General features: G+C 64.6%; 26 protein-coding genes and 1 pseudogene. 11 read left to right on the top strand and 16 right to left on the bottom strand.

The genetic code is table 11. The annotated features are described in order from the left end of the window. Positions 1-74: 74 nt before the first annotated feature. On the bottom strand, positions 75-2,171 hold the full coding sequence (locus tag CGZ66_RS35865) for an EAL domain-containing protein (RefSeq protein ID WP_095091323.1): 2,097 nt from the start codon (positions 2,169-2,171) through the stop codon (positions 75-77). 251 nt (positions 2,172-2,422) lie between these two features. Between CGZ66_RS35865 and CGZ66_RS35860 the strand changes: the two genes are divergently transcribed. Next, entirely contained in the window at positions 2,423-2,872 is a 450-nt protein-coding gene (locus CGZ66_RS35860; RefSeq protein ID WP_095091322.1) for an ester cyclase, read from the top strand. A 279-nt stretch (positions 2,873-3,151) separates the two neighbouring features. Further along, positions 3,152-4,222, top strand: a complete 1,071-nt coding sequence (locus CGZ66_RS35855) for a phosphatase PAP2 family protein (RefSeq protein WP_095091321.1) — start codon at positions 3,152-3,154, stop codon at positions 4,220-4,222. Positions 4,223-4,308: 86 nt separating this feature from the next. On the opposite strand, the gene CGZ66_RS35850 is transcribed toward CGZ66_RS35855, so the two are convergent. Then, positions 4,309-4,839: a hypothetical protein gene (locus tag CGZ66_RS35850; protein ID WP_206073838.1), complete on the bottom strand. Its 531-nt coding sequence runs from the start codon at positions 4,837-4,839 to the stop codon at positions 4,309-4,311. 121 nt (positions 4,840-4,960) lie between these two features. Then, positions 4,961-5,287, bottom strand: a complete 327-nt coding sequence (locus tag CGZ66_RS35845) for a DUF1330 domain-containing protein (RefSeq protein WP_095091320.1) — start codon at positions 5,285-5,287, stop codon at positions 4,961-4,963. 174 nt (positions 5,288-5,461) lie between these two features. Here CGZ66_RS35845 and CGZ66_RS35840 point away from each other — a divergent pair, with 174 nt between their 5' ends. The 5 genes from CGZ66_RS35840 (at position 5,462) to CGZ66_RS35815 (ending at position 9,213) form a co-directional block, all read left to right on the top strand. Beyond that, entirely contained in the window at positions 5,462-6,154 is a 693-nt protein-coding gene (locus CGZ66_RS35840; protein WP_095091319.1) for a winged helix-turn-helix transcriptional regulator, read from the top strand. Positions 6,155-6,237: 83 nt separating this feature from the next. Then, entirely contained in the window at positions 6,238-7,371 is a 1,134-nt protein-coding gene (ada, locus tag CGZ66_RS35835) for a bifunctional DNA-binding transcriptional regulator/O6-methylguanine-DNA methyltransferase Ada (protein ID WP_095091778.1), read from the top strand. Between the two features lie 21 nt (positions 7,372-7,392). After that, positions 7,393-7,620 carry a hypothetical protein gene (locus tag CGZ66_RS35830; protein WP_095091318.1) on the top strand — a complete coding sequence of 76 codons (228 nt, stop codon included), beginning with the start codon at positions 7,393-7,395 and terminating at the stop codon, positions 7,618-7,620. A gap of 301 nt (positions 7,621-7,921) precedes the next feature. After that, positions 7,922-8,473, top strand: a complete 552-nt coding sequence (locus CGZ66_RS35820; RefSeq protein ID WP_095091317.1) for a methylated-DNA--[protein]-cysteine S-methyltransferase — start codon at positions 7,922-7,924, stop codon at positions 8,471-8,473. Further along, a complete protein-coding gene (locus CGZ66_RS35815; RefSeq protein ID WP_095091316.1) occupies positions 8,470-9,213 on the top strand; it encodes a 2OG-Fe(II) oxygenase in 744 nt (247 codons plus the stop codon). Before CGZ66_RS35820 ends, CGZ66_RS35815 begins: the two co-directional genes overlap by 4 nt. A gap of 8 nt (positions 9,214-9,221) precedes the next feature. Here the strand turns inward: CGZ66_RS35815 and CGZ66_RS35810 are convergent, their stop codons facing one another. The 4 genes from CGZ66_RS35810 to CGZ66_RS35795 form a co-directional block, all read right to left on the bottom strand. Then, positions 9,222-10,157 carry a sigma-70 family RNA polymerase sigma factor gene (locus CGZ66_RS35810; protein WP_095091315.1) on the bottom strand — a complete coding sequence of 312 codons (936 nt, stop codon included), beginning with the start codon at positions 10,155-10,157 and terminating at the stop codon, positions 9,222-9,224. Between the two features lie 88 nt (positions 10,158-10,245). Next, complete coding sequence (locus tag CGZ66_RS35805) at positions 10,246-11,196, bottom strand: alpha/beta hydrolase (RefSeq protein ID WP_095091314.1); 951 nt, start codon at positions 11,194-11,196, stop codon at positions 10,246-10,248. A 108-nt stretch (positions 11,197-11,304) separates the two neighbouring features. Continuing rightward, entirely contained in the window at positions 11,305-12,186 is an 882-nt protein-coding gene (locus CGZ66_RS35800; RefSeq protein WP_095091313.1) for an SDR family oxidoreductase, read from the bottom strand. 128 nt (positions 12,187-12,314) lie between these two features. Continuing rightward, positions 12,315-12,902 (bottom strand): dihydrofolate reductase family protein, encoded by a 588-nt coding sequence (locus CGZ66_RS35795; RefSeq protein WP_095091777.1) that lies wholly within the window; start codon positions 12,900-12,902, stop codon positions 12,315-12,317. Positions 12,903-13,015: 113 nt separating this feature from the next. On the opposite strand from CGZ66_RS35795, the gene CGZ66_RS35790 reads away from it, so the two are divergent. After that, complete coding sequence (locus tag CGZ66_RS35790; protein ID WP_095091312.1) at positions 13,016-13,438, top strand: winged helix-turn-helix transcriptional regulator; 423 nt, start codon at positions 13,016-13,018, stop codon at positions 13,436-13,438. 51 nt (positions 13,439-13,489) lie between these two features. Here CGZ66_RS35790 and CGZ66_RS35785 read toward each other — a convergent pair. Next, a pseudogene (locus tag CGZ66_RS35785) lies at positions 13,490-13,693 on the bottom strand (DUF899 family protein); the annotation flags it as partial. Between the two features lie 160 nt (positions 13,694-13,853). On the opposite strand from CGZ66_RS35785, the gene dinB reads away from it, so the two are divergent. Continuing rightward, positions 13,854-15,101 (top strand): DNA polymerase IV, encoded by a 1,248-nt coding sequence (gene dinB / locus CGZ66_RS35780; protein WP_095091311.1) that lies wholly within the window; start codon positions 13,854-13,856, stop codon positions 15,099-15,101. Positions 15,102-15,310: 209 nt separating this feature from the next. Then, positions 15,311-15,571, top strand: a complete 261-nt coding sequence (locus CGZ66_RS35775) for a hypothetical protein (RefSeq protein WP_095091776.1) — start codon at positions 15,311-15,313, stop codon at positions 15,569-15,571. Positions 15,572-15,641: 70 nt separating this feature from the next. Here the strand turns inward: CGZ66_RS35775 and CGZ66_RS35770 are convergent, their stop codons facing one another. From CGZ66_RS35770 to CGZ66_RS35735, 8 genes are all read right to left on the bottom strand, one after another. Continuing rightward, positions 15,642-17,243 carry an FGGY-family carbohydrate kinase gene (locus tag CGZ66_RS35770; protein WP_095091310.1) on the bottom strand — a complete coding sequence of 534 codons (1,602 nt, stop codon included), beginning with the start codon at positions 17,241-17,243 and terminating at the stop codon, positions 15,642-15,644. A gap of 141 nt (positions 17,244-17,384) precedes the next feature. Next, positions 17,385-18,110, bottom strand: a complete 726-nt coding sequence (locus tag CGZ66_RS35765; RefSeq protein WP_095091775.1) for an SDR family oxidoreductase — start codon at positions 18,108-18,110, stop codon at positions 17,385-17,387. Positions 18,111-18,132: 22 nt separating this feature from the next. Further along, positions 18,133-19,386, bottom strand: coding sequence for a sugar ABC transporter permease (locus CGZ66_RS35760; protein WP_095091309.1), 1,254 nt, complete (start codon positions 19,384-19,386; stop codon positions 18,133-18,135). Further along, positions 19,383-20,204, bottom strand: coding sequence for an ATP-binding cassette domain-containing protein (locus tag CGZ66_RS35755; RefSeq protein WP_095091308.1), 822 nt, complete (start codon positions 20,202-20,204; stop codon positions 19,383-19,385). Before CGZ66_RS35755 ends, CGZ66_RS35760 begins: the two co-directional genes overlap by 4 nt. Before the next feature lie 147 nt (positions 20,205-20,351). Continuing rightward, entirely contained in the window at positions 20,352-21,428 is a 1,077-nt protein-coding gene (locus CGZ66_RS35750; protein ID WP_095091307.1) for an ABC transporter substrate-binding protein, read from the bottom strand. A gap of 249 nt (positions 21,429-21,677) precedes the next feature. Beyond that, complete coding sequence (locus tag CGZ66_RS35745; RefSeq protein ID WP_095091306.1) at positions 21,678-22,562, bottom strand: AraC family transcriptional regulator; 885 nt, start codon at positions 22,560-22,562, stop codon at positions 21,678-21,680. A gap of 343 nt (positions 22,563-22,905) precedes the next feature. Then, positions 22,906-23,892 (bottom strand): L,D-transpeptidase, encoded by a 987-nt coding sequence (locus CGZ66_RS35740; protein WP_095091305.1) that lies wholly within the window; start codon positions 23,890-23,892, stop codon positions 22,906-22,908. 93 nt (positions 23,893-23,985) lie between these two features. After that, a complete protein-coding gene (locus CGZ66_RS35735) occupies positions 23,986-25,170 on the bottom strand; it encodes a Gfo/Idh/MocA family protein (RefSeq protein ID WP_095091304.1) in 1,185 nt (394 codons plus the stop codon). A 126-nt stretch (positions 25,171-25,296) separates the two neighbouring features. On the opposite strand from CGZ66_RS35735, the gene CGZ66_RS35730 reads away from it, so the two are divergent. Further along, a complete protein-coding gene (locus CGZ66_RS35730; protein WP_095091303.1) occupies positions 25,297-26,184 on the top strand; it encodes a MurR/RpiR family transcriptional regulator in 888 nt (295 codons plus the stop codon). Positions 26,185-26,245 lie beyond the last annotated feature (61 nt).

Below are 26,245 nucleotides of genomic sequence, written 5' to 3'. Positions count from 1 at the left end.
ACTCAGGCCGGCTGGCCCGGCCTGAATCTCAACACACCTGAACCTCAATATACCTGGATATCAATATACTTGGATCACGATGCCTTTCGGGCCGCCACCACCCTGGTCGCGCGCGTAACGATCGCCTCCAGCGGTTCGGGCCGGTGCAGCAAGAACCCCTGGCCGAACGCGACGCCCATATCGCTCAGCATCGTCAACGTGTCCTGCCGTTCGATCTTCTCGCCCACCACAGCGCAGCCCAGGCTGCGGGCAATGCTGGTGATGGCCAGCACGATCTCGCGGTCGAAGCGGCTTTGCGTGATGTGCTCGATGAAGGAACCGTCGATCTTGATCGTGTCGACGGGGAAACGCCTGAGATATTCGAACGAACTCATGCCGGCGCCGAAATCGTCGAGGCTGACCCGGCAATGCCGCTCGCGCGCCTTGCGCACGAATTGTTCTGCGGCGTCGAAATTCGTGACCGCGGCAGTCTCGGTAATCTCGAAGCCGATGCCCGAATGCGGCGCCCCGGTCTCCTCGATGACACTATCGACGAACGCCCACAATTGCGGATCGCTCAACGTCTGCGCCGACAGGTTGAAGCCGAGCGTCAGCGCGCCCGAGCGCAACGCCGCGCCGTGCCGCGACAGCGCGGTGCGGATGATCCAGCGGTCGAGCCTGGAGGCGATGCCGAACCGCTCGGCCACCGGAATGAACTCGCCGGGCGGCACCAGGCGGCCATTGCGTGCGGTGAGCCTCGCCAGCACTTCGACATGGCGGCTCTCTTCCCAGGGCCTGCCCAGCAGATGGATTTCCTGGCCGAACAGTTTCAGCCGTCCGTCTTCCATGGCATCGACGGTGTCGGCGGCGATGCGCGCCGCATTCAGCCCGCCCGACCCCGATGCCGTCTTGACGGAGAACACAGCGAAACGGTTTCGCCCGGCAGCCTTGGCCGCGTAGCAGGCATCGTCGGCGCAGGCCAGCGCGTCGGCCACCGTGGTGCTGGCGTCATCGACGAAGGCGATACCGATTGAGGCCGCCAGCTTGCGCGTCGATGCGGCCGGGCCGAGATCGGCTTCGCGCACCGCGCCAAGCACGGCGGTGGCGATCCGCTCCGCCTGCGCGGCATCGCAATGCGGCACCACCAGCGCGAATTCGTCGCCGCCCAGCCGCGCCGCATGCGCCGATGGCGGCAGACAAGCACGAATGCCGGCGGCAACGCTCTTCAGCGCCAGGTCGCCGGCGGCGTGGCCGGCAAAATCGTTGAGCGCCTTGAAGTAGTCGAGATCGACATAGAACACGGCGAGCGGCGCACCTGCCGCGATATGGTCGGCGAGCAGCTGGTCGAAGGCGGAGCGGTTCCACAGGCCGGTCAGAGCGTCATGGCGGGCCGCGTAGGCGAGCTCCTGCTCGCGCAGCTTTTCCTCGGTAATGTCGCGCACCGTGCCGAGGATCTGGCCGGCGGCGCCCGCGGCGGCGACGAAGCGGACCAGCGATTCGATGTGGCGGATCTCGCCGTCGCGCCTGATGATACGGTATTGATTGGCGATGACGGCGTCCGTTCCCATGGGTGCCCGGTGCGCGCGCTCGGTGGCTTCCTTGTCTTCGGGATGCAGATAGCTGTGCCAAAGGTCGGCCGTCACCTCGTCGGTGTCGGCGACGAGGCCGAACATGTCCCTGGTGCGGGTGTCCCAATAGCTCTTGTTGGTGGCGATGTCGTAGTGCCAGATGCCGGTGCCGCTGGCGGCGAGCGCCAGGCGGAAGCGTACATTGACCTTTTCGAGCTCGGCTTCGGCCGCCTTCTGCTTGGTAATGTCGGTTTGCACGCCCATCAGCCGCAGCGGCTTTCCGGACGCGTCGCGCTCGACGATGCCGCCGCGATCGAGCACCCACACCCAGTGGCCTTGCTTGTGCTTCAGCCTGAGTTCGGTCTCGATGGCATCGGTCTGTCCGGCAATGTGGCGGTCGCCGCTGGCCAGCGCCCGCTCGCGATCGTCGGGATGGGTCAGTTGCAGCCACAGGTCGCTGGTGTTGGCAAGTTCGCTTTCGTCATAGCCCAGCATCCGCGCCCAGGTCGCGGAATAAAAGCAGTCGCCGGTCGCAAGATCCCAGTCCCAGACGCCAAGATGGGCGCGTTCCAGGGCCTTGGCCCAGAACGTTCCACTACGAGTTTTCTTGTCCTGACGCGCCATCGTCTGTTTCGCTCATCCCCACCCGCGGGGCAATCTGCAGCAAAACCAGAGAAGAAACAGTTACCGAAGGAAGACTGCCCCAGGGCGGCGATCCTGCGTTGCCAGCTTGCGTGAGCGTTGCCGGCACCTCCCCGCCTTTCGATTGGCCGGCAAGAACCGGAGTTTTGCCCCCACCGGATCGTCCTAGTGCTTGCCCAGGGTCATCGGCGAAGGCCGGTGATCCCCAAGACAAACAACAAGAGGACCTCCCAATGACCAAGCAGGAAGACAACAAAGCCGTCGTCGTCAGATGGTTCACCGACTTCTGGGGTGAAACCTGCGATCTATCTGTCGTCGACGACATCGCCGCATCCGACATGCTGCTGAAATACTCGCTGCATGAGCCGCGCCGCGGCCGCGACGACATCAAGGCCTTCATGACCGATTTCCGCGCCGCCTTCCCGGACCTCAACTTCTGGGCCACCGCCGACCTCATCGCCGAGGGCGACTATGTCGTCGGCCAGTGGGAGGGCGGCGGCACGCATACCGGTCCGGCGTTCAGCGATTTCCTCGTCGGCTCGCTGCCGGCCGCCACCGGCCGCACCATGCGCTTCACAGGCACCACCGTGCTGAAGGTGGTCGACGGCAGGATCGTCGAGGAGATCGGCCTCGACGACGGCGTCGCCGCCCTCACCCAGCTCGGCCTGGTCAAGGCCGCCTGATCGCTGGGCCATCGCCGTCCAGGCGATGGCCCCACGTTCAATCGCGGCCGAAGCCTGATGGAAAGGCAGCCTGCAACGGTCGAAAGCCTCGGATGGCGGCGAATGACGCAGGTGCGTTGCGGCGCAACATCGTCGTCAATGAATCCTTGCCAACAAATTGTGAATTATAACTGTGTGACGAATAAAATTTTACTTGGATACAAGTGTAACCAGTTGGTAATACATCGCCTGCGAAATACTCCATAGAAATTTTCTGGGCAGCTGGCGGGATGTCCTCCGATGAATGCGCACACCGGGCAGCGCGGCGGCAATAGCCGCTCGTCCGCCCCTCTTGACCTGGACGTCGCGGCAACCAGGAGCGGTTGGCTGCTGACTGCCCTGTGTCTGACCTATGCCCTGACTGCTCTTTACCTGGAGCCGGATCGCTATCTGCATCTGGCGCATTCCTATGCCAGGCCGTTCGTCTTGTTGTTGCCCACGCTTCTGGCGGCTGGGCTCGGCCTGGCGGCGCTGACATTTGCCAGGCGCAACCCGACCAGGTACATGCTCGACACGCTCAGCCAGAGTTGGCTGGCAGCCACACCTGTCATCGTTTTGTTCTATCTCGGCATCACCGCCTTCACCACCCTGAAGGTCGCCATCCCGGACGTCGTGCCGTTCTACGCCGACCGCGCCCTGGTTGAGCTTGATCTTTGGCTGCATGGCACCGATCCGTGGACTTGGGCGCACAGCGTCGTTCCCGAACCGTTCTCGGCCGTGATTTTCGCCGGCTACGCATATGTTTGGCATGTCCAATGGTTCGGCATTTTGCTGTTCGTCGCCTTCTGGCGCGATCCAGTCAGGCGCTTGCGCTATCTATGGGCGTTCGCACTGACGACGATCCTGTGCGGCACCGTTCTTGCGACCTTGCTGTCGTCCGCCGGCCCGATATTCCACGACCAGTTCTACGGCGGTGACCGGTTTGCCGGACTGCGAACCGCCCTGACTGAGAACGGCTCCGCCGCACCGGTTTATATCTATGCCAACTATCTGCTTGCAGCCTACAGGAGCGGACGTCCTGAGCTGGGCAGCGGCATCTCCGCCATGCCAAGCATGCATGTCGCCTTCGTTACGCTCAACGCGCTCTTCCTGACCGGTTTCGGTCGTCGCTGGGCCATCGTCGGCTGGTCCTTTGCGGCCTTCATCCTGTTCGGCTCGGTCTATACCGGCTGGCACTATGCCGTGGATGGCTACCTCTCGATCCTTGTCGTCTCCCTGCTCTGGTATGTGACGGGGCGTTTGCTCCTGCCGCAAACGAGCCGGGACATCGCCGAGCTGGGATCGGCGATCCCCGATCCGGTAGCACAATGACCGGGCCTGGCTGACGCCGGACAGCCGCGCCCCACAGGCCTCGGGCGAGTGGCCAGGCGGCATTGGCGCCGCCTGGCCATTGCCGGCTACTGGCTCGGCGCCATCGCGTGTTCGCATGACACTTTCGGGTTCATGTCGGCGAAGGTGCCGGTCGGGTTGCCTTTCCAGGCCCAGACATGCAGTTCGTAGAACGCGCCCAGGCCATAGCGGTTGGGCGCGCTGTTGAAGTTGAACAGCTGTCCGTCCAGCGACGCCGGCCCCTTCGAGGTGATGTATTCGACTGCCACCAGCTTCAGCGTGCCGTCGGCCATCGGCTCGTACATCACGGCTTCGGGACGCGCGATGTCGATCTTGTCGTCCTTCAGGTACTGGCCGTTGACGTAGTGGATGCCCATGGCGCCGCCGGTGATGCCGCTGGCGCAGGGAATGGGCGCATAGCCCTCGGCCGTCGCGGCCTTGACGTCGACAAACCGGCTGTTGGCAGCCTGCACCTTGTCGGCCAGCGGATTGGGGCCGGACGCAGGCGCTTCCTGATGCGCCTGCGCCAATGCGGTACAGACGGCCAGCATGGCCCCCGCCATGAGAAGCCTGTTTCGGAAGTTCGATATCATGTTCATTCCATTCTTCTTGAAAAAGCACAGCTGGCCGGCCGCCGAAAATACGGAGGCCCGACACGCAAGCGCTGTGACTGTTGTTGCTTGGAGATCCCGCAATCGATGCGACGAATGCCGGGAACGGTCATCCCTTCGGCAGATACGGGATCGTTCCGGCCAGATCAGTGTTGTCGATCATCTGGAAACGGCTGTCGCTGCCATCCTGTCGGGCCGAAACGAAGGGCGCATACGCCGGATCGTTGGTGAAGGCACGCGCCGCCGCTTCCGACGGGAACGCCATCAGGGCGATCAGCGTGGTGTCGAGCGGCTTGCCTTCGAGCGTTTTCACATTGCCGCTGCGCGACAGGTATCTGCCGCCATGCTTGTGGACGAGATCGTGCACCGAGGCGGCATAGGACGGCATCCACTGCGGGTCCTTCACCTTGATGTCTGCGATGATGTAAGCGGTCATGGGTCGTCTCCTGGTTGTAGCGCAAGGGGTATCCCGTGCACCGGCCAAGAGCTCGCATGGCAGGGCGCCGGCCAACCAGTCCGCGATCTGTACTGGGGTGGTACAGTTTCCGTACTGGCCGCTTCATTCATGAAGGCCTAATATTCAGCCCAGTTCGAGGGAGAGGCACCAATCATGACCCAGCACGGATACAAGCAGTTCTGTCCGCTATCGATGGCAGCCGAGGTGCTCTGCACCCGCTGGACCATGGTTCTGCTGCGCGAACTTGTGGCGGGCTCGACCCGTTTCAACGACCTGCGCCGCGGCGTGCCGAAAATGTCACCGACCCTTCTGTCGCAACGGCTTAAGGAGCTCGAACTGGCCGGGATCATCGAGCGCAAGGAAGTGCCGGGCGAGAAAGGCATCTTCGAATACCGGCTGACGGAAGCCGGCAGGGATTTGCGCCCGGTCGTCGAGGCGATGGGCTTCTGGGGACAGAAATGGGTCGAGTCCCGGCTGTCGCTGAAAAACCTCGATCCGTCGTTGCTGATGTGGGACATGCGGCGCAATTTGAACCCCTCGCCGCTGCCCGATGGGCGCACGGTGATACAATTTCTGTATCAGGAGCTGCCGGCGTCCAAACGGTCGTGGTGGCTGATCGTCGAGAAGCACGGCGAGGTCGATCTGTGCTGGTACGATCCGGGCTATGACGTCGATCTCTACGTCTCGACCGACTTGCACACGATGACGGCGATCTGGATGGGGTTGATCACGGTCGAGAAGGCCGGGGCAAAGGTCGCGTTGACCGGCGACCAGCACATCGCGAGGAAAATGCAGACCTGGTTGGGTCTCAGCCCATTTGCGATCGAACCCAAGCGGGCGGCGTAGCAACGAGGGCTCGGGCGACGGCGATCAGGCACTTGGCAGGAAACGGGTGGCGAGGCCGGCTTTTGGCGGCTTCAATGCCGGCCATGTTCATCACCCTGGCCAAGAATCTGAGATCCACGCCACTGCCGGTTGCCGACGATCCGCGCTGGGCGCGCATCGTTTCGCGAGACAAATCGGCCGACGGAGAATTCTGGTATTCGGTGGCGACGACCGGCGTCTATTGCCGGCCCTCCTGCCCGTCACGGCGCGCCAACCCAAAGAACGTGCAATTGTACGACACGCTGGATCAGGCGAAGGCGACCGGCTTTCGCCCGTGCCGGCGCTGCAATCCGGATGGCCCGTCGCTGGAGGCCGGCAACGCCGCGATGGTCGCCGATGCCTGCCGCAGGATCGAACGGAGCGAGGAAGAACCGTCGCTCGCCGAACTGGCGGCTACTGCCGGGCGCAGCGCCGGCTATTTCCACCGCGTCTTCAAGGCCGTCACTGGGCTGACGCCAAAGGACTATGCCGCCGCGCAGCGCGCCGCCCGCGTTCGCCAGGGCCTTGAGGACGGCGCCAGCGTGACAGCGGCGATCTATGATGCCGGCTTCAATTCGAGCGGACGTTTCTACGAGAAATCCACCGGCATGCTCGGCATGACACCAACGCGCTACCGCGCCGGCGGCACGCATGAAGAGATCCACTTTGCCGTCGGCGAATCCTCGCTCGGCGCCATCCTAGTCGCATCGAGCAAAAAGGGCGTCGCCTCGATTCTGCTCGGCGACGATCCGGACACGCTGGTGCGCGACCTTCAGGACCGTTTCCCCAAGGCGCGGCTGATCGGCGGCGACCGCGGCTACGAGGCTCTGGTCGCCCGCGTCGTCGGTTTCGTCGAAGCGCCAGCACTCGGCCTCGACCTGCCGCTCGACGTGCGAGGCACCGCGTTCCAGCAGCGCGTCTGGCGGGCCTTGCAGGACATCCCAGTCGGCCACACGGTTTCCTATGCCGAGATCGCGGAGCGCATCGCTGCGCCAAGGGCGGCCCGCGCCATAGCCGCCGCCTGTGCGGCCAACAGTCTTGCCGTCGCCATTCCCTGCCACCGCGTGATTAGGAAAGACGGCGCGCTGTCCGACTATGCCTGGGGTGCGGAGCGCAAGCGCGCGCTGCTCGACCGGGAGGCGGCGTCCGGCGCATCGGGCGGGGCGAGACCAGCAGATCATCGGTCTTCGCGGGCCTGACGGCGGGAGGACCTGGCAACAATGCGCGCGATGGCAAGGTCTCCCACCACCGATGCGAAGACCCGCAACGTCGCTGCCGCCAGCCCACGCACCCAAGACGCGAAATCACTGGTGATGACCACCGTTGGTCAGATGGTCGATAACGGCAAAGCCGAGTGGAACCTGACCGCGACCGGCGAGATCGAGCTGCGGCTCCTAACCGGCGAAGTGTTCCTGCTCGGTGAAATCTCCGTGACCCGCGTCGCATGACAAAATGGGAATGGTTTCAATATCAGCGCTCTACGGCGCCCCCCTCTGTCCTGCCGGACATCTCCCCCACGGGGGGAGATCGGCTGTCACCACGACCTTCGCCAATCTCCAGCGTTGCAGGAAGAGAGCCGGCGCCAGAGCTGCCTATCTCCCCACCTGTGGGGGAGATGTCCTGCAGGACAGAGGGGGCGCCGTAGAGCACATACTTTTGCGCTCGCGATTTGAATTTGAAAGCAAGCATCGGAGTGAGACACGGCCGGCACGCGACTAGGGTTCAGGCACAGACAAAGGAGTGAAGGCAATGAACCTCATGCAAACCCAAATGAACGCCCCGACAGCGATGGCTGCTAACGACACCATCGCCTATGCCATCGGCCAGTCCGCGATCGGCAAGATCCTGGCGGCGCGCAGTGATATCGGCGTCTGCGCCATCCTGATCGGGTCGGATGCCGACGCGCTGGAGCAGGACCTTGGCAATCACTTCCCCGGTAAGATGCTGGTCGAAGACGAGACCGCCTTGCGCGACGATCTCGCGGCGATAGCGCGCTTCGTCGAAACACCTGGCGCCGGTCTCGACCTGCCGCTCGACATGCGCCATGGCACGCCGTTCCAGCAGCGGGTGTGGGACGTGCTGCGCACCATCCCGTGCGGCGCCACCGTCACCTACACCGCCCTTGCCCGCCGCCTTGGCAAGCCGAACGGTGCCCGCGCCGTGGCGACAGCCTGCGCGGCTAACGCCATCGCGCTCGGCATTCCCTGCCACCGCGTTGTCCGCACCGACGGCACGCTGTCCGGATATCGCTGGGGCATCGAGCGCAAGCGCGCCCTGCTCGACAAGGAGGCAACGCTATGAACGCCCATGCCAAGGTTGCCGCATCCGTGGTCGAAGCCGCTGAGACGCGCGTCGCCGCTTACGACTGGCCAGCCCTTGCCACCGAGCTCGACGGCTTCGGCTGCGCGGTGATCGAAAAGCTGCTCTCGCCCGAGGAGTGCCGGCGGATCGCCGGCCTCTATCCTCATGAGCAGCACTTCCGCAGCCACATCCACATGGCCAGGCACGGCTTCGGCAAGGGCGAGTACCGTTATTTCCGCTATCCCTTGCCCGACCTCCTGGGCGGCTTGCGCAGCGCGCTCTATCCCAGGCTGGCCGGCGTCGCCAATCAGTGGAACGAGCGCATGGGGCAAGCCATGCGCTATCCAGCGACGCATGCCGAGTTTCTCGAACAGTGCCATGCCGCCGGCCAGACCCGGCCGACGCCGTTGTTGCTGCAGTATGTACCCGGCGACTTCAACTGCCTGCACCAGGACCTCTATGGCGACCTCGCCTTCCCGCTGCAGGTGGCGATCCTGCTTTCCGAACCGGGCGAAGATTTCACCGGCGGCGAGTTCGCGCTGACAGAACAGCGGCCGCGCATGCAGAGCCGTGTCGAAGTGGTGCCCTTGCGCCAGGGCGACGCGGTTGCCTTCGCCGTCCACAACCGGCCGGTGCAGGGAACCAAGGGCAACTACCGCGTCAACTTGCGCCACGGCGTCAGCCGCCTGCGCTCAGGCATGCGACACACGGTCGGCATTATTTTTCACGACGCCAAGTGAGGCCGACTTCATCCGGCGTCGGCGGATGCCATATCCAGGATCCAGGGACACGCATAGTAGTCGCTGATATGGTCGATCACGCCGCCGTCGGCATGGACCCGCACCAGATACGCCGGCCGCCAGGCCACGCCATGCAGCCGGTCGACGACCAGCACGTTTTTCCTTTCGAAGACGCCTGGCCTTATGCGCCAGGGCAGCTCGCTGCGCTCAAATTCGGCGAAGTAGGGCGAGCTGGAGAGCAAACCATTGTAGCAGTCCGAAACGCGCAGCCGGGCATCGGCGCTGGTCAGCGCCCGCACCCCGTCCCAGTCTCGTTTGTTGAACAATTCGACATAGCGGTCGAGCAGCCGCGCCAGTTCGGCATCGTGTAGCGGTGCCGCGATCGGCTGCGCCGGCAAGACGGCGAGCTTGGCGCGACCGCGGTTGAGCGCCGACTTGACACCGCCCGATGTCGAGCCGACCAGATCGGCGATCTCCTCCAGCGAATGGTCGAAGACATCCTTGAGCAGCACGCAGGCGCGCTCCTTCGGCGGCAAATGCACGACCAGCCGCTCGATGGCACGGCCGGCGGCGGGACCGGCGGGCTCGACAGGGAGCACGATCTCGTCGCCGGCATAGCCGGCCTCGGCTCGCTGCCGGGCGCGGCGGCTCCTGATGAAGTCGATGCAGCGGTTGTGGGCGATACGGAACAGCCAGGGCCGCAGCGCCTGCGCATCGTCGAGCAATTCGATCTTGCGATAGGCCTCGAACAGCGCCTCCTGCATGATGTCCTCGCCATCGAGGGCCGAACCGGTCATGCGCGCGCAGTACCGGTGCAGCTTGACCCGTAGATGCGAAACCGTCTCCAGGAACTCTTTGTAGCGCTGGTCGAACAGGCCTTCGGAATCAAGCCGCGGCTGCATCCCTTGTGCCGGTTCGACGGGTTTGCGGATCTGCTGGTTCATCGCGGCATATCGGTCAGCGTCACCACACCATTGCGCAAGTGCTGCACGTCCACAAGCACGAAGCTCGATACGACCAGTCGGCGCATGCTCAAGCCGCTCTGTCGCCGGCAGCTTTGTCGCTGGTACCTGGCAAGCCCAGTCTCGGCCGCACCCAGGTGGCGAGGCGGCCGATGGCTTCGTCGGCTTCCGGCGCCTTGCCGGCCATCATCTGGAAGGAATGCAGCATGCCGTCAAAGACGTCGAGCCGCGTCTCGAGGCCGGCCATCCTGGCGCGCTCGGCGAACATGCGGCTTTCGTCGACCAGCGTCTCATCCGCGCCGGCTTGCAGGAAGACAGGCGGAAAACCGCTGAGGTCGGCATAGAGCGCACTGACCAGCGGAGCGAGCCGGTCGCCATCGTCGATGAAGTTCGTCACCAGCCAGTCGACTGCAGCCTTGGCGAAAGCCGGGTCCTTGTCGCGGTTGGTCTCATAGCTGGCACCGGTCAGCGCCATGTCGAACCAGCCGGAGATGATCAGCGTCGCGGCAGGCAGCGGCCGGCCTTCCGCACGAAGGCACTGCAGCACGCCATAGGTCAGCACCGCGCCGCAGGAATCGCCGGCAAGCGCGATGTGCCTGGTGTCGAAGCCTTGCCCGGTGCGGTCGGTGAGCCAGTTCCAGGCGGTCATCGCCGCATTGAGCTGGGCCGGATGCTTCGCCTGATGCGCCAGCGGATAGCCGTAGAGCAACGCCCGGCAGCCGACGGCCTTGGCTAGATGCCCGACCAGCTTGCGGTGCGTGTAGATCGAGCCGCCGATGAAGCCGCCGCCATGCGCGTAGAACAGCACCCGCTGCTCGTCCGCGCCCTTCGGCACGATCCACATCGCCGGCACGCCACCGGCATCGACCTCGATATAGTCGACGCCGCCGGGTTCGCCGGTCAGCGCCGTCCAATGCGTGTCGTTGTAGTCGATGATCGCTTGCGGGCTCGTCAGTTTGCCGGCATTGGCAGCCAGCGCCGCGTAGTGGTTCCTGTTTGCCTCGCTCTGTATGCTCGCCATTATGGTCTCCCGGGGTTGCGGATCGCGGGCCGCGCGACCTTCGAAGCCTAGGACGAACGGGCGGTCGGAAAGGATACGTGGCCGCGGAAGTTTTTTGCGCGAGCGCGGCTAGTGCTCGCCGCCAAATATTGCGGCATGACGCCGGGCGAATTCGACGAACGACGTTGCCCGCACGCCGAACATCTCGTGCGTCGCCAGATGCACCCGCGATTTCGGCCGCCGCAGCCGCTCGGCCAGTTGCTCGTCCAGCGCATCCGCGAAGTCGGTTGGAATGCCGCCGGCCACCAGATTGCGGCGCCGCACTTCAGGGCTCACATTGACATAGCGAACCGACTTGCCAATCGCTTGCGATATCCGCGCCGCGACATCGCACATCGTCAGCGCCTCGGGCCCGGTCATGTCGAGGCTCTCGCCTGCATGGCCGCCATCGCGCAGCAGCCGAAAGGCCACCTTGGCGATGTCTTCGACATCGACCGGCGACAGTTCGGTGTCGCCGAGTGCGAGACGAAAAACGCCCTCGGCGGCAATGGTTGGCGCGTCGCGCAGATAGACCTGCATGAACTGGCTGGGGCGTAGATGCGTCCACGCCAAGCCTGCCCCTTCCAGATAGCGCTCGATCTCCTCATGCATGCGCGTGAAGCGGAATTTCGTCGCGTCATAGCCGATGTTGGATTCCGCGCCGGAAAACTTCACCACATGGGCGATACCGGCCTGCTTGCAGGTGTCGATGAAGCGGCACTGCGTTTCCGTCATGTCCTCGGCGGCGGTCGAAATCATCAGCACGCGGTCGATGCCGTCGAGTGCAGCGCCCAGCGTTTCAGGCCGGCGCATATCGCCCTCGATCAGTTGTATCCCGGCAAGCTCGTCGAGCCCCGCCGCCGAGGCCCGGGCCGGGTCCCGCACCAGCGCCCTCACCTCATGCTTCTGCCGTGCGAACTCGCGCACGATCGCCTTGCCGTTCAGGCCCGTGGCGCCTGTCACCAGGATCATGGTGTTGTCTCTCCGTTCAGGATTGATGCGCCCGCCCTCTGGCGACCGCACGTTGAAGACGAAGAGACGCGGGCAAAGGATTCCGCCCAAACATTTTTATCGGCGAGATGCCTCCGCCATGCCTCGGATCATGCCACTGGCGCGTATCGGTTGACCACCATCCCGCAGGCATAGGCTTTCGAGCCGAGCAGCCGCAGGGTCTCGAAACCGCCCTTGTCGAAGATCCGCCGTCCCGCGCCCAGCACCGCCGGGTTGACGAACAGCTGGAACTCGTCGACCAGCCCGGCCGCGATGAGTGAGGAGGCGAAACCGGCGCCTCCGAAGACGGCCATGTTGCCGCCCACGCCCGCCTTCAGCGCCTTGACCTCGCGCGGCAGGTCGCCGCTCGCCACCGTTGTGCGCTCCCACCGCGAGGCGTTGAGCCTGTCGCTCAGCACCACCTTTCGTGCTTCGACGATGCGTTGCGCAAAGGCATAGAACGGATCGTGCGGAAATTTCTTCGCCGCATTGCCCCAATGGGTCAGGTACCCCTCCTCGGCCATCTTGCGGCTGAGCAGGATGGTGTCGACGCCGGCGAAGACGGCGTTGAAGTCCCGCTTCAGCGCGTCGTCCCAGGCGCTGTCGTCGCCCCATTCCCAGAGCTGCCAGTGATGATCCTCGTCGGCGCCGACAAAGCCGTCGACCGACATCTGCATCTGCAGGATAAGCTTTTTCATGGTCATTCTCCTCGGTTTGTCCGACGCTGACGAATGATTTACTTCTGGAACCATTTGACGCACCGCGGAGAATGATGTCAATAGTAAATTGATTTAAAAATGGAACCATAGACATGTCGACCAAGGGAAAGTCCGGCTGTCCGATCAACCTGTCGCTCGAACTGCTCGGCGACCGCTGGACGCTGCTCATCATCCGCGACCTGATCTTCGCCGGGAAAAAGCATTTTCGGGAATTCCTGCAGTCCGACGAAGGCATCTCTTCGCGCACACTGGCCGAGCGGCTGCAGACGCTGCAGGACGAAGGCATCCTCACCCGCAGCGACGACCCGACACACGGGCTGAAAACGGTCTATAGGCTGACCGAGGCCGGCATCGACCTGTTGCCCGTGCTGGCGACGCTCGGCGCCTGGGGCAGCAAGCACCGCAAGGCCGACGACAAGCTCGCTCGGAACGCCGATGATCTGGCGGCCGGCGGCGAGGCCGCACTGGACCAGATGAAGGTGGCGTTGCGGGCGGAGCATCTGGCGAACACATGATCGCAAAAGCTCTGCCAAGGCAGGCGATCCCTCGCGCCGACAAAATGACCATCAGCGACCATCATACTCATCGTGAAGACGGACCCAATCGCCGAGCGTATGTGACGGCCCATTTTCATTGCGGCCGATGGGAGGCAGGTCGAGATAGCTATAGGTCCCGATCAGGTTCTCGCCGCCACGGCCCCGCACCTGGAAAGTGCAATAGATGTTGCCATCCTCATCTTTGTAGAAAACGGTCGCGCCACCGCGATCTCTGCTAAAGACGTTGTTGAAAACCGCGGTCCGACGTCACCTGTGCAATTTGTGCTGAAGAACGCGGCTGATAGCACCGGACGCCGACATTCAGCTTGACAGTCGTGCGCGCTTTGTTCTCTATATGTTCCAATCTATCAGCAACTGCGGATGTGCGGTCGGGATGGAAACGACAGCCACCATCCTGCATGCCGATCTCGACGCCTTCTATGCTTCGGTCGAGCAGTTGCTCGATCCGTCGCTGCGCGGCAAGCCGATCGCGGTCGGCGGCGGCGTGGTGCTCGCAGCCTCCTATGAAGCCCGCGCCTTCGGCGTGCGCGGCGGCATGCCGGGACGCAAGGCGCGCGAGCTCTGCCCGCAGCTGATCTTCGTCGGCGGCAATTTCAGCGACTACCAGCGCCTGGGCGACGCCGCGATCAAAGTACTCGACGACTTCACTCCCGTGGTCGAGCGCATCTCCATCGACGAGGCCTTTGCCGATGTCGCCGGCTGCACACACCTGTTCGGATCCCCGCTAGAGATCGCCACGACCATCCGCCGCCGCGTCCGGGCAGAGCTCGGCCTGCCGATCTCGATCGGCGTGGCGCGCACCAAGCATCTGGCCAAGATCGCCTCACAGGTCGCCAAGCCCGACGGGCTGGTGGTGGTCGACCCAGGCACCGAGATCGCCTTCCTGCACGACCTGCCGGTCGGGCTGATGTGGGGCGTCGGCCCGGCGACGAAGGCGCGGCTGGCCGAAATCGGCATCGAGACCATCGGCCAGCTGGCCAGGACGCATAGCGGCGCGCTGACGCGGCTGCTCGGTCCCGCCGCCGGCGAAAAGTTGTCGGCGCTGTCATGGAACCGCGACCCGCGCAAACTGGAGACGAAGCGCCAGGCGCACTCGGCCGGCGCGCAATCGGCGCTCGGCCAGAAGCCCGCCGTTGCACGGGTCATCGTGCCCACTTTGCTGCATCTGGCCGACCGCGTCGCCAGCCGGCTGCGCGCCAAGGCAAGGCCCGGCCGCACGGTGACGGTGCGCGTGCGCTTTGCCGATCTCAGCGCCGTCACGCGTTCGATTACGCTTGACCAGCCGATCGCGGCGACTGCGATGCTGGCCGAGATCGCTGGCGACCTGGTGCGCGGCGCGCTTGCCGACCACCCTTACGAGAAGACGATCTCGTTGCTGGCGATCTCGGTCTCGCATCTCGAGGAAAGTGCCGAGTTGCAACTCGAACTGCCGCTCGGCTTCGCCGATGAGAAGCGCCGTCCGGGCACCCGAAAAGGCCTGGCACGCTTCGGTGCCGACCGCGCCATCGACAAGATCCGCGAGCGCTTCGGCAAGCAGGCGGTCGGCTACGGCACGGTGGCGCTGGAGGCCGCACGCTCCGTACCCGACGAATTCAGGGAATTGGCGCAGAAGGAGCTCTGAGGGCAGCCGAAGCCAGTCGTGCCCTGCATATGACCGCGCAAGTTGTAACTGGTAGCAGCAAAAGAGTGACTTGATTTCAGGCCGTGGCTATTCGAGTAAGGTGCAGCGGCCACAAGCCATGGAATGCGATGTTCACAGCCTTCATCGTTTGCGCGTCAGTCACAGCTCTCAGCGCGGTCGTCAGTCTCGGTTTCTCCTTGGCTGCCGCCATGAACGAAACCGGCAACGCCCGGACAATAGCTTTCTACGGTTGTGCACGCAGCGTGGCCTTGGTGGTTGCAAGCGCCGTGCCGTTTTTTACGGGTTCGACGGAATGGCTTGAAGCCATCGCCTGGATAATGATCCTTGTGCAGGCTGGGGATGCGATCATAGGCGCCACGATCGATGATCGGATGAAAACTTTCGGCCCGGCCGGCATGTCGCTCGCCAACCTTCTGGCTCTCCTATGGCTCATCCAGTCTGTTCAATGAGACGACGACAGACAGCCTAGGCGCACGTGTGTTCCTCTGCCGTTCAACGCCATCCTTGTGGCTGCCTGCTTCAGCCCCTGATCGCCTTGCCGGCCTGCTGCAACAGCTCGAACGCCGCGAAACGCTTGGCGTGCCAGCCGGACAGCGAAGCGTTGGGATGATAGACCTCGCCGAGTTCCGACATGCCCGCCATGGCTGTCACCAGGTCCTTGTAGGAGCCGGCGGCGACCGCGCCCAGCATCGCCGAGCCGAGCAGCACCGGCTCCGGCGAGGTCGACGCCACCACCACCATGCCTGTCGTGTCGGCCAGCAGCTGGCGCACCAGCGGGCTTTGCCCGGCGCCGCCGCTAACGACGATGGTGTCGACAGGAATGCCCTTCTCATGCTCGGCTCGCACGATCTGGCGCGCGCCGTAGCCCAGCCCGCAGACTCCGGCGACATACAGCCCGACCAGGCTTTCGTGGCTGGTGTCGAGATCGAGCCCGGCAATCAGTGCGCGCGCATCTGGGTCGGCGAAAGGTGCGCGGTTGCCAAGGAATTCCGGCACGACATGGATATCGCCGGCCAGCGCCGGCGTCGCTGCGGCGCCCCCACGGCTTTGTGCCTGCAGCGAGAGCCAGGCGCTGAGGCCGAGCCCCTCGGCCTGCGCTGTGGCCGCCGCTTCGCTGGCCGCCGGGTGCATGCACACCAGATGGTCGATGGCCGCGCCTGCCGCCGATTGACCGCCCTCGTTCAGCCACAGCCCCGGCACCATGGCCGAGAAATACGGACCCCAGACGCCGTCTACGAAGGCCGGTTCGGCGGTCGACGACAGGGTGCAGGCCGAGGTGCCGAAGACATAGGCCATGCGCGACAGGACACTGCCGAAATCGCCGCGCGCCCCGACCGTGCCGACACCGCCGGCATGCGCATCGATCAGCCCGGCCGCCACCGCGGTGCCGGGGGCGAGGCCAAGGTCGGCCGCCGCCTGCGCGATCAGTCCGCCGCCGAGCGATGCTCCCGCCGGCACGATCTCGGTGCCGATGCGCGTAAACGCCTCGTCGGCCAGCGCGCCGAGGCCGACGTTGCGGAAATATGTCTCATCCCAGCGGCTCTCATGCGCCAGATAAGTCCATTTGCAGGTCACCGTGCAGACCGAGCGGGCAAGGCTGCCAGTCGCCCGCCAGGTCAGGAAATCGGCGAGGTCCAGGAACTGCCAGGCGGCGTTGAAGGTGGCGGGCATGTTTTCCGCAAGCCACAGGAGTTTCGGTGTCTCCATCTCAGGCGAGATGACGCCGCCGACATAGCTCAGCACCGCCGCGCCGCTGCGGTTGATGCGGCGCGTCTGCTCGATCGCGCGGTGATCCATCCAGACGATGATGTTGCGTTCGGGATTGTTGGACGGGCCCACCGGCAACGGCACGCCGCCCTCACCCAGCACCACCAGCGAACATGTGGCGTCGAAACCGATGCCGGCGATCGCCTCGGGCGCTATGCCGGCTTCAGCGACAGCGGCGCGGGTGGCAATGCACATCGCCCGCCAGATGTCGTTGCTCGACTGCTCGACGATGTCGCCGGCCTCGCGCCAGACCTCGATGTGCTGCTTGGCCGAGGCAAGCAGGTTTCCCGTCTGGTCGAACACCCCTGCCCGCGCGCTGCCGGTGCCGACGTCGATGCCGAGATAATGGGGCATGGGGAAACCTTCGGTTAGGGGAGTAGGGGAGTAAGGCAGGCAGTAGGGGAATAGGCAGCAGGCGAATAGCGACTAGATTTGAGCCCGGACTTTGGACCGCAGAACAACATACTGCCCTACTCCCCTACTCCCATACTCCCCTCACAAATCATTGCTCTGCGGCAGGATCACCAGATCCCGGATCGTCACGTTGCGCGGCCGGGTCAGCATGAACATCACTGCCTCGGCGACCTCGCGCGGCTGCATCAGACCGCCGGCGGCGAGCTCTTCCTCGAGCTTGGCCTTCGGCCAGTCGTCAACCAGCGCGGTCACCACCGGGCCCGGCGCCACCGCACCGACGCGCAGGCCGTGCTTGGCCACCTGCCGGCGCACCGTGTGGACGAAGGCCTGCACGGCGTGCTTGGACGCGGTGTAGATCGGCTCCCAGACCACCGGAACCAGCCCGGCGATCGAACTGGTGACGATGATATCGCCGGTCTTGCGCTCGACCATGTGCGGTAATACCGCGTGGATCGAGCGAAAGACGGCGTTGATGTTGAGGTTCAGCATGCGGTCCCAGGCATCGGGATCGCCGGTCAGCACCTCGCCGCCGACATAGGCGCCCGCATTGGCATGGAAGATGTCGAGCTGCCCGGCCTTTTCCAGGATCTGCGGCATCATAGTGGCGACGCTTGATGGCTGCATCAGGTCGATCACCAGCGGGATCGCCTTGGGGCCGAGGTCGGCGCACAGGCTGCTCAGCGTCGCCTCGGCGCGGTCGACCAGCACCACGTTGGCGCCCGCCGCCAACATGTATCTTGCGCATTCGAGGCCGATCCCCGACGCCGCCCCGGTGACGGCCGCAACTTTTCCGGACAGTTGAGTCATATCTCTCTTCCTGTTGATGGGTTCAGGCCCGGCCATGGGAAACACGCGAACGGCGGGCCAGCGAGTCGACGATGACTGCTATGGCAAGCACGGCGCCTGTGATCATGTACCGAAGCGACGAGGACAGATCGAGCAGCGTCAAGCCGCTGGCGATCGACTGGATGACGATGATGCCGAGCAGTGCGGAATAGGCGCTGCCGCGGCCGCCGAACAGGCTGGTGCCGCCGATGACGGCCGCCGCGATGGCGTTGAGGTTGACGTCGCCGGTGCCGGCCTGCTGGCTGGCCGAAGCAAGCCGGGCCGCCGACAGCACGCCGCCGAAAGCAGCCAGCATCGAGCACAGCACGAAGGCGCTGGAATAGATCAGCCGCACATTGATGCCGGCGCGCCGCGCCGCCTCGCGGTTGCCGCCGACCGCCGACATCGAGCGGCCCCATTTCGTCCGCGTCAGCGCGTAATGCATGGCGATGACCAAGCCGACGAACAGGCCGAACATCCACGGAATTCCGCGCGCCTGGTTGAGGTAGAAGACGATGAGTTCGAGCACGATCGTGATCGCCACCGCCCGCGTGACGATGCCGCCGGTCGAGGGTGCCGACAGGTTGGCGGCGCGCCGTCGCGCAACGGTGCGCAGGCCGGTGATCAGCATGACGATGCCGGGCACCGCCGCCAGCCCGAACGACACGAATTTCGGCATCACCAGAAGCTGGCCGAAATTAACCAGGTTCGAGCCGTAAGGCAGGTTGATCGAGCCGGTGGAGCCAAGGATGTAGAGCTGCAGGCCGAGCACCGCGAGCAGTCCTGCCAGCGTCGAGACGAAGCTCGGCATGCCGAGCCGGTTGAACAGCAGCGCGTAAAGCGCGCCGATGAAGCCGCCGACGGCGACCGCGGCCAGGATGGCGAGCGCCACCGGCCAGCCCTGGTTGACCCAAAGCGTGCCGACCAGCGCCGAGGCAAAGCCGCTGATCGAGCCGACCGACAGGTCGATCTCGCCGACCATCAAAACGCAGACGATGCCGAGCGCGATGACTCCGACGGTGGAGGAATCGAACAGCAGATTGACCAGGTTGCTGCTCGACAGGAAGATCGGATTGATGCTGGCGAACACCGTCCAGATGATGACCAGCCCGACGATGACCGGCAGCGAGCCGAGATCGCCCGAGCGCACGCGGTCGACGAAGGCGCGGATGCTGCCGCTCAAGCCGGCCTCGTGCTTGACGCGCACGTCGGCGCGGTCGAGCTGCGGCGGAGCTGCCCGTTCCACTTGACGGCTCATGGGCGTGGCTCCTGGGTTTGATCCTGCCGCGCTTGCCGACGCTCGGCGCGTCGCGACACCGAATTGTTCGACGCGCCGGTGATGGCGCTGACCAGCTCCTGGTTCGAGGCGTCGGGGGTGAAGATGCCGTTGTTGCGGCCAAGCCGCAGCACGACGATGCGGTCGGCAACGGCGCGCACGTCTTCCATGTTGTGGCTGATGATGACGACGCCGAGGCCGCGGTCGCGAACCCGCTCGATCAGGTTGAGCACTTCCGCCGTCTGCGCGACGCCAAGCGCCGCCGTCGGCTCGTCGAGCAGGATCAGCTTGGGTTCGAGCAGCAGCGAGCGGGCGATCGCCACAGTCTGGCGCTGGCCGCCCGACAGCGACGCGACCACTTCGCGCACACTGGGGATGCGCGCCGACAGCTCGTTGAGCAGCGTCCAGGCGCGCACCTCCATCGCCACCTCGTCCAGCCGCAGCGGGTTGAGTTCGCGGCCGAGGAAGATGTTGGCGACGATGTCGAGGTTCTCGCACAGCGCTAGGTCCTGGAACACGGTGGCGATGCCGAGTGTCAGCGCCGCACTCGGGTCGGCCAGCGTCACCTGCCTGCCGCGATAGCTGATGGTGCCCGAGCTTGGCTGATGCACGCCGGCCAGGATCTTGACCAGCGTCGACTTGCCGGCGCCGTTGTCGCCAACCAGCGCCACCACCTCGCCGGCATGGACATCGAGATCGATGTCGGTGAGCGCCGAGACGGCGCCGAAATTCTTCGAAATGCCGCGCAGGCTGAGCACCAGCTCGCCTGTCGGAACCGGTTCGTCCGGGGTATCGATCATGCCTGGAATACCTTTCAAGAAAGGACCGGTTCAAAAAGCGGGTAGGCGCTGCCTGGCCGCCGCCGGAGCCTGTTCCACCCCGATGCATTCGGGGTGGGGCTCCAGCCTATTGTTCGGCCAGGCAGCGGAACGGGGCAAGGGTCGCGGTCAGTTCCCGATGCCCAGCTTCTTGCAACCCTCCGCGTAGCGATCGACGCAGAGTTCGGCCGCGGTGTTGATCTTCTTGTCGATGATCTCGGCCTTCAGGTTTTCCTGCGTCACCACCGCCGGCGTGAACAGCTGCGAGGGCGTGTCGTACAGCGTCATCTCGGCCTTCGGCGTCTCGCCCGAAAGCAGCTTGATGGCGACGTTGGCAGCAGCCGCCGCCACGATCTCGCTCGGCTTGGAGATGGTGTTGTACTGGTCGCCGGCGATGATCAGCTGCAAGGCGGCGATCGTCGCGTCGTTGCCGGTCACCGGCGGCACCGGATCGACGCCGGCTGCCTTGAAGGCCGCGATGGCGCCACCACCGGTGCCGTCATTGGCGGCCACGACGCCGAGGATCTTGGGCCCGAAGCGGGTGATCTGGCCGCCGGCCCATTGCTGCGCCTTCGGCGGCGCCCATTCCGGCGTGTCGTATTCGGCCAGGATCTGGTAGCCGCTGTTGTCGAGGCCTTCATGGATGCCCTTCTTGATCAGGCCTGCCGCCGCGTCGGTCGGCGAGCCGTTGATCTGCAAAACGCCGCCGGTGGCCGGACCGACCTTCAGCGCCTTCAGATGCGCGACCAGCGAGTCGGCGATGGCCTTGCCGATGCCTTCATTGTTGAACGAGACATAGAAGTCGGCGGGTGCGGTCGGGATCGGCCGGTCATAGGCGATGACCTTGATGCCCTGGCTCTGCGCCAGCTTGACCAGGGAGGCGGCGGCGGTCGAGTCCACGGGATCGAGCACGATCGCCTTGGCGCCCTGCGAGATCACCGAATTGAACTGCTGCTGCTGGCGCGAGGCGTCGGCGTCGGCGTTCTGGTAGAGCACCTTGCAGCCCGGGCACAGCTTCTTCATCTCGGCAGCGAAGCCGGGATAGTCGTGCTGTTCATAACGGGTCGAGGCCTGGTCGGGCATCAGGAAGGCGACGGTGGCGTCGGTGACCTCTGCGGCCCTTGCGATCGCGGCGGTGCCGGCCAGCAGCGACAGCGCAATTGCTGCCATGCCGGCGGACTTCAATGAAGATGAAAATCGGGTCATTCGGTCTTCTCCGTTTCTGGATATGGTTGTAAGAAGGTCGTTGACTGCTTTGTTGTGAAGACACGCCTCCGCCCTCGCCCCAACTGCAATTGGGAACCAGGGCCCGACACCGGCCTCTTGGCCGCGCCGACATCCTCCGCTGACGAAGGATTTCTAGGAAAAGCGCTCTCCATCGCGGACCGCGTTATGCGGGCCACGTTGTCAGGCGAAAATTGTGCTTCCTCCCTTGGTTCCTCCCTGGCTCCTCCGTTAAGCGGCTTTTCCCGCGTTGATGTTGTCGGCCAGCAGGCGCCTGAAACGTGAGGGCGGCATGCCCTTCTCCGCCAGGAACTGCCGGTTGAAATTGGACAGATTGTTGAAGCCGACCTCGTAGCAGATGTCGGTGATCGAGGCCTGCTCGTCGCTCATCAGGATCTGGCAGGCGAGGTTGATGCGCAGCCGCTTGACATATTGCACCAGCGACATGCCGGTGTGGCGCCGAAACGAGCGTGAGAAGGCGCCGGTCGACTGGCCGGCAATGGCCGCCAGATCCGTCTCGTCGAACAACTGCGTCAGGTTTTCACGGATATAAGCCAACGCCTTGTTCATGCCGGCGGTCATGTAGCCCGAGGGATCGGGCCGGTAGCTGGCGCTGGCGAGCAGCTGGAATTCCTGGGCCCGGCTGAGCAGGCCGGATATCAACATGAACAGCTCGATGCGGCGCACGCCTTGCGCCTGCATCATCTCTTCCATCAGCGGCGCCAGCTCCTTGCTTGTGCGGCTGGAAAACAGCACGCCACGCCGCGACGCCTCGAGCAGTGGCCCGAGCCCCGCCAGTTCCGGCAGCACATGCATGGCGTCGCCAATGAAGCTTTCCGAGAACTGGATGATCCGGCCGCGCAGCGGAATGGAGCTGTCCCTCGGGATATCGCTGACCCAGTTGTGCGGCAGGTTGGGCCCGGTCAGCACCAGATTGCCTGGCTCGAACTCGCCGATGAAGTCGCCGACGAAATAGCGGCCGTTGGTGAAGATCACCTGATGCAGTTCATATTCGGGATGGAAATGCCAACGCACCGTGTGGAAGGGGTAGCCATGCGACCACGCCTTGAAGGACTCACCGCGTCGTATCTGGACAACTTCCAGGTCCGGTTCCATGTCCGTCTCCTCCGGGCCAGCGCGGATCGTTGCGGCGTTCGGCCCACATTCCCTAAACCGGCCGAATTGGTTTCGGCTCTGCATTTCGAGACCACGCTACCGGCTCATGACAGCAGGCGCCACCACGATTCAGGGCAACGGATGATACTTTTTTAACCGGGATGGGACACGGAAAGGCAATATTCGGGCAGGATGGGATCAGCACTGCTGACGGCAACGCGCATGGTTCACGAGGGCAACTGCCCCTGTTGAACCTGCCCTCCCAGCCCATCCGCCTCGGATCAAGCCACTCAAGCCGGGTCAAAGTCGCCCTCGTGCGCGACCGCCGTAAGCGGAAACCTCCTTAGTCCGTCGCCGACATGACGACGAAGTCATGGCCGGAGCGGCTGTCGGGATGCAGCGGCGCGTCGGTGAGCACCATCACCATGCCCGGATGCATCCTCGCCTGCATGGCGTCGAGGAAGCTCTTTTGCGTGCTGAGCCGCTTGAGCATGTCTTGCTCATTGTTGAAGAACGAACCGGAACTGGCGCTGCGACTGATGTCGACCCATTGCCAGTCATTGGCGGCTCCCGCCACCTGCAAGGTCAGCACATGGCTGCCAAGCCCGCCGGAGCCGGTGATGGTCAATGGCGCCTGCGCCACGACCACGCCGTTCTCGATCAGCATGATCTCCTTGTCCCCCGACGAGGCGATGATCGAGGTGACCGGGAAATCCTCCGGCTCGACCCAATCGGCGGCGCGCTTGTGGCCGTCCTTGGAAGCGACGACGTTCTGGAACTGCCCGGCCGCGTAGCCACCCAGCACCATTCCGGGATTGGTCAGTTCGGCCGGGTCACCGCGCGCGCCCGAAATGATGACCGGCGTGCCGATATGGGTGATGCCGAACAGATTGCTGGAAAAGGCGAGCGGCAGCCGCACGCAGCCATGCGAGGCGGGATAGCCCGGCAGATTGCCGGCATGCAGCGCGATGCCCGACCATGTCAGCCGGTTCATGTTCGGCATCGGCGCATCATTGTAGGTGCTCGACTTGTGGTCCTTGTCCTTTTGGAGAATGACAAAGATGCCGGTCGGGGTCTCATGCCCGGGCTTGCCGGACGAACAGGTCGAGACGGCTATGCGCACGCCGTTGCGATAAACATGCACGCGTTGCTGCGGCAAGGAGACGATGATGGCGACCGGCCCCTTCTTCTGGCGTTCCGGATGCCAGGTGAACTCGCCGGGCTTGAGATCCTTGATGTCCTCAAGCGTCTCAGCGGCGAAGCTTCGCACCGCCGGCAACAACGCCAGCACGCCGGCGCCAAGCACCAAATGCCGTCTGTCGAGCCCCATGCCGCCCCCTCGTCATGACCAGCCGTCAGTCTAGAGGCTTTCCGGCCTGGATAGAAGCGGTCATGTTTGGGCGGATCGGGTCGCGCCTCGCTCTCACCCGAACCGGGCTTGCGTCCACGCTCCACCAGCCGCATTCGACTCCACCGCCGCCGCGACGAACTTCACGCCGCGCGCGCCGTCGACGACGTCAGGCACTTGCGCCGCCCGGGCCGGATCGACCGCCGCGCCCGAGCGATGCGCGCGAATGATATCGGCGGCGTCGCGGTAGAAATTGGCGAAGGCCTCGATGTAACCTTCAGGATGCGCCGCCGGCATGCGCGACACCCGCCGGCTCTCTTGCGTTGAGCCATGGCCGCCGCGCACCAGCGTGCGGCTTTCCTCGCCGTAGATGGAGAAGCGCAGTTCCTCCGGCCGCGCGCCCGACCATTCCAGCCCGGCTCTGTCGCCATAGATGCGCACGGACAAATCATTGTAGTGGCCGGGCGATGTCTGGCTGGCCAGGATTGTGCCGCGTGCTCCGCCGGTCCAGCGCACCAGCACATGGGCATTGTCGTCGAGCCGGCGCCCCGGCACCGCGGTGAACAGGTCGGCCGAAACCGCCTCGGCCTCACAGCCCGAGATGTAGCTTGCCAGATTGAAGGCATGCACGCCGATATCGGCCAGCACCGCCGACTGCCCAGCGCGCGCCGGGTCGGTGCGCCACTCCGCCTGCTTCTGGCCTTCGGCGTCGATCGGCCTGGTCAGCCAGTCCTGTATGTAGGCGCCATGCACCGACACGATGCGCCCGAGTTCGCCCGCCGCCGCCATCTCGCGCGCCTGGCGGACCATGGCGTAGCCGGTGTTGTTGAGGGTGACGACGAAGCGGCGTTTCTTCGACCGCGCCAGCGCCACCAGCGCTTCGGCGTCGGCCAGCGTCGTCGACAGCGGCTTGTCGCAGATCACGTCGATGCCGGCTTCGAGGAAGGTTGTCGCGATTGGTGCATGCAGATGGTTTGGCGTGACGATGACGACGGCTTCGATGCCGTCCGGTCGCGCGGCTTCGGCCTGCGCCATCACGCGATAATCGGCATAGCTGCGTTCCGGCGCGATACCGATCTCGGCGGCCGATGCGGCGGCGTTCTCCGGGTCGGAGGACAGCGCGCCGGCGACCAGAACGATCTGGTCGTCGAGGCGCATGGCCAGCCGGTGCACGGCGCCGATGAAGGCATTGCGGCCGCCACCAACCATGCCGACCCGCAAGCGTTGGCGTGTCGAGCCGTCCGATGTTGCATAGACCATGATTCTTCAAACTCCTCCGGACAGGCAACTTCAGACGGCTTGCAAGCCGATGACGTCACCAGCGCTTTCGAACACGATTTCCAATTTCCATATTGTAAAACGATCGTGCCGCGCTAGCCTGAAATCATGAGTGGGGCAGGCAAAACATCGGGACGGTCCGTTGCCGACGAAGCGGCGACCCGCAAACGCGGACGCTCACTGGCAGCACTCGGCTACATCCAGCCGCGGACCTATGAGGAGTTGCGCGCGGTGCTGTCGTCCGGCACCGTGCATTTCCCCAAGCGGCTGCGTCAGGTCGCCATCTTCCTGTGGCAACATCCGAGCGACGTCGCGCTCGGCACCATCGCGCAGGTGGCGGCACAGGCCGGCGTGCAGCCCTCGACGCTGGTGCGCTTCGCCCAGATCTTCGGCTATGCCGGCTTTTCCGATTTCCAGGGTCTGTTCAAGGACCATATCAAAGGGTCGTGGCCGGACGGACGCGGCGAGCAGCGGAGCGAACCCAACGCCGACCTGCATTTCCTGCACGGCATGGTCGGCGCCTCGCAGGCCTCGCTTGGCCGCGTCGAGAGCGGTTTCGACATCGAGAGTTTCGAGAAGATGGTGACGCTGCTGGCGGCCGCCGACCTGATCTATGTCATCGGCTCCAAGCGCGCCTTCCCCGTCACCACCTATCTGTCGCTGACGCTCTCGCAGCAGGGCGTGCGCAACGTGCTGGTCGATAATGTCGGCTCCACCGCGCTTGACCAGGTCGGCTGCATCGGCAGGCAGGACGCCGTGCTGGCGGTGTCCTTCAGCCCCTACAATTCGATCACACCCGACCTCGTCGCCGTGGCGCATGAACGCAACGCCGGCATCGTCACCATCACCGACAGCACCTTCAGCCCGCTGATCCGGCTGTCGGACACCTGGCTGGAGGTGGTCGAATCCGACTTTGCCGGCTTCCGCTCGCTGGCGGCGTCGCTGGCCGTCGGCATGGCGCTGGTCCACGCAGTCGTCGCGCGCCGCGGCCAATGAGGCGCTGCTGGCACAATTGACTGCCGGGAATTGACGTTCCATATTTCGAAAAATAGAAACT

Source organism: Mesorhizobium sophorae (genome assembly GCF_002270415.1).
GTDB lineage: Bacteria > Pseudomonadota > Alphaproteobacteria > Rhizobiales > Rhizobiaceae > Mesorhizobium > Mesorhizobium sophorae.
Note: the sequence above shows the minus strand (reverse complement) of the source record. Positions and strands in the feature narration are given on the sequence as shown.